Here is a 3,371-nt window from a genome sequence, read left to right on the forward strand (position 1 = left end):
GGGGTTACAGAGCGAACAGCAGGGCGGCGTTCAGGAGGACGGCGAGGGCTGTGGCGAAGTGGATGCCGAAGGCGACAGCCTTCGTTCCGCCGTTCCGCAGCACGATGAGGGTGTCGCCCAGCGGGACGAGTGCGACGACCAGCATGAACCACGCGACCGCGTCGGCGGTCGTGAAGGCGATCAGGGCGAGGCCGAGCAGCCCGAAGGTGAGGTCTTTCAGCCCTTTGACCGTCAGGTAGGCGGGGTCACCGTCCGGCCTGGCCGGTACGCCGTACCCGGCGGCCGCAGCCTGCGGCACCAGCAGGAACCGCGCGCCGATGAAGGCGACGAAGAGGCTGAGTACGACGGCGAGCCCGTAGGCGAGGGGTGCCAGCATGAGTCTGCTCCAATTCCTAGCGCTGCTAGATGTGAGAGCGACGCTAGCAGAGCGTAGACAGGAACGCTAGCAGTGCTAGGGTTGCTGTCATGTCGACACAGGCGCGCCGGGAGCGTGAGCGGGCTGAACGGGAGCAGGCGATCATCACCGCGGCACGGGACCTGGCGTTGGCCGAAGGCTGGGACGCGGTGACCACCCGACGGCTCGCCGCCGAGATCGAGTACAGCCAGCCCGTCCTCTACAGCCACTTCAAGGGCAAGGACGCCATCATGGCGGCGGTCGCCGTCGAGGGCTTCGCCGAGCTGGCAACCGCACTGGTCTCGGCCCGGGCCTCCGCCCCCGACCCCCGGCAGGCGGTCGCCGACGTGGCAACCGCGTACGTCGCGTTCGCCCAGCAGCGGCCCGCGATCTACGACGCGATGTTCACCCTCGCCGTGGACCTGCCGTTCGCCAGCCAGGACGTGCCAACCGACCTGGCCCGGGGCTTCGCCGAACTGTCCGAGACAGTGCGCCCGGTGGCGGTGGACGACGACCTGGAGACGGTCACCGAAACCTTCTGGGCCGGCCTGCACGGCCTGGTCACACTGATGCGCAGCGGCCGGCTCCGCCGCGCCGACCACGACCGCCGGCTCGCGGTCCTGGTGGACCGCTTCTCCCGTTGAGCGATGCCGTCAGGGCCGGGCGCGCGCTGAGGTCACCGGCCGCCGGGCAGGAGCGTGCGTCGGGCGCAGGGCGACAGATGGTCGGTGCTGGCGGCCCCACGCCGGGCGACTGATTCGTCTACGACATCAGCTCCATAGCGAGCGCGAGAGACATCCCGCGCCCGCGCCGCGCCCGCGCCTACCGCGCTGATCGACTCGGTTTCCAGGAAACCGGGGCATCACAACGCCCCGGACACCGCGACTTCCGGAAAACCGAGTCGATCAAGGCGGCGCGGGTCAGTCGACGGTCGGTAGCTTCGGGCCGAGGACGTCGTCAGCGTCGACGATCGTGTACGCGTACCCCTGCTCGGCGAGGAAGCGCTGCCGGTGTGCCGCGTACTCCGTGTCGATCGTGTCCCGGGACACCACAGTGTAGAAGTGCGCCTGCCGGCCGTCGGCCTTCGGCCGCAGCACCCGACCGAGCCGCTGCGCCTCCTCCTGGCGTGACCCGAACGTCCCCGACACCTGGATCGCCACCGCCGCCTCGGGCAGGTCGATGGAGAAGTTGCCGACCTTCGAGATGACCAAGGTTCGCAGCGAGCCGGACCGGAACGCGTCGAACAGCCGCTCCCGCTCCTTGTTGGTGGTCGAACCCTGGATGATCGGCGCGTCGAGGTACTCGCCGAGCTGGTGCAGCTGGTCGATGTACGCGCCGATCACCAGCACCTGGTCGTCCGGGTGCCGGTCGACCAGCGCCTTGACCACCGGCAGCTTGGTGCGGGCGGTCGCCGCCATCCGGTACCGCTCCTCCGCCTCCGCCGTCGCGTACGACATCCGCTCCGCGTCCGTCAGCGTCACCCGGACCTCGGTGCACTCGGCCGGTGCGATCCAGCCCTGCGACTCGATGTCCTTCCACGGCGCGTCGTACCGCTTGGGCCCGATCAGGCTGAACACGTCACCCTCGCGGCCGTCCTCGCGTACCAGAGTCGCGGTGAGGCCCAGCCGGCGGCGAGCCTGGAGGTCCGCGGTGAACCGGAAGATCGGCGCGGGCAGCAGGTGCACCTCGTCGTAGACCACCAGGCCCCAGTCGCGGGCCCCGAACAGGTCCAGGTGGGTGAACGCGCCGCCGCGCCGCGAGGTGAGCACCTGGTACGTGGCGATGGTGACCGGCCGGATCTCCTTGCGCTCGCCGGAGTACTCGCCGATCTCCTCCTCGGTCAGCGAGGTGCGGGCGATCAGCTCCCGCTTCCACTGCCGGCCGGCGACCGTGTTGGTGACCAGGATCAGGGTGGTCGCCTTCGCCTCGGCCATCGCCGCCGCGCCGACCAGGGTCTTGCCGGCGCCGCAGGGCAGCACCACCACCCCCGACCCGCCGGCCCAGAACGCCTCGACGGCCTCCCGCTGGTACGAGCGCAGCGTCCACGGCTTGCGCCCGTCCTTGCCGGCCTCGGCCAGCTCGATCGGGTGCGCCTCGCCGTCGACGTAACCGGCCAGGTCCTCCGCCGGCCAACCCAGCTTGAGCAGTGCCTGCTTGAGCCGGCCACGCTCGGACGGGTGCACCCGGATGGTGTCGTCGTCAATCTTGTCGCCGAGCATCCCGGCGAGCTTCTTGCTCTTGGCCACCTCGATCAGCACCAGCCGGTCCAGTGCGCGCAGCACCAGCCCGTACGCCGGGTCGTTGGCGAGCTGGAGCCGGCCGTACCGGTCCATCGTCTCGGCCACGTCCACCAGCAGCGCGTGCGGCACCGGGTAGCGGGAGTACTTGAGCAGCGAATCCACGACACCCTCGGCGTCGTGCCCCGCCGCGCGGGCGTTCCACAGACCCAGCGGGGTCAGCCGGTAGGTGTGCACGTGCTCCGGCGAGCGTTCCAGCTCCGCGAACGGCGCGATCGCCATTCGGCAGGCCTGCGCGTCGGGGTGGTCGATCTCCAGCAGCAGGGTCTTGTCCGACTGCACGATCAGTGGTCCACCGCTCACGCCAGCGTCCTCTCCTCGGTTGGCCGACCGGCCGAAACGGGTCGCATACCCGCTGCTGGTCGACCATCCAGTGTTGCACGATGCAGGACGGCGGAAGAAAGATGCTCACCGGGCGCAACCGTGACGGCACTCACGAACGTCTAGTAAAGGGACGACTGTCTGGGGAGGGCCCATGGAGCATGTCCGGATCACTTCCCGGCTGGTTGCCCTCGTGGTGGTCGTGCTGGTCGGCGCGGGAGCGTGCGCGTTCGATCCGCAGTCCGGCGGGAGCGGTGGCGGGGGAGCCGCCCCAGCCGGTGCGGCGGAACAGGCAACGGGGGCGGGCGACACACCCGGGCCCGATCAGCACGGCCGGCCCACCCCGGCCGCGCCCACAG

The 3,371-nt window shown here is 70.4% G+C and carries 3 protein-coding genes and 1 pseudogene; 2 read left to right on the forward strand and 2 right to left on the reverse strand.

Translation table 11 applies throughout. The features are described 5' to 3' along the window. Nucleotides 1-4: 4 nt before the first annotated feature. Nucleotides 5-376, reverse strand: a complete 372-nt coding sequence (locus DLJ58_RS06040) for a DUF4267 domain-containing protein (protein WP_124854242.1) — start codon at nt 374-376, stop codon at nt 5-7. A gap of 89 nt (nt 377-465) precedes the next feature. Between DLJ58_RS06040 and DLJ58_RS06045 the strand changes: the two genes are divergently transcribed. Further along, nucleotides 466-1,038, forward strand: a complete 573-nt coding sequence (locus tag DLJ58_RS06045) for a TetR/AcrR family transcriptional regulator (RefSeq protein ID WP_124854243.1) — start codon at nt 466-468, stop codon at nt 1,036-1,038. A 276-nt stretch (nt 1,039-1,314) separates the two neighbouring features. Here the strand turns inward: DLJ58_RS06045 and DLJ58_RS06050 are convergent, their stop codons facing one another. Further along, nucleotides 1,315-2,994: a DNA repair helicase XPB gene (locus tag DLJ58_RS06050; protein WP_124854244.1), complete on the reverse strand. Its 1,680-nt coding sequence runs from the start codon at nt 2,992-2,994 to the stop codon at nt 1,315-1,317. Between the two features lie 172 nt (nt 2,995-3,166). On the opposite strand from DLJ58_RS06050, the pseudogene DLJ58_RS34240 reads away from it, so the two are divergent. Further along, a pseudogene (locus tag DLJ58_RS34240) lies at nt 3,167-3,371 on the forward strand (murein L,D-transpeptidase); the annotation flags it as partial.

This window comes from Micromonospora arida, assembly GCF_003857035.1.
Classification (GTDB): Bacteria; Actinomycetota; Actinomycetes; order Mycobacteriales; family Micromonosporaceae; genus Micromonospora; species Micromonospora arida.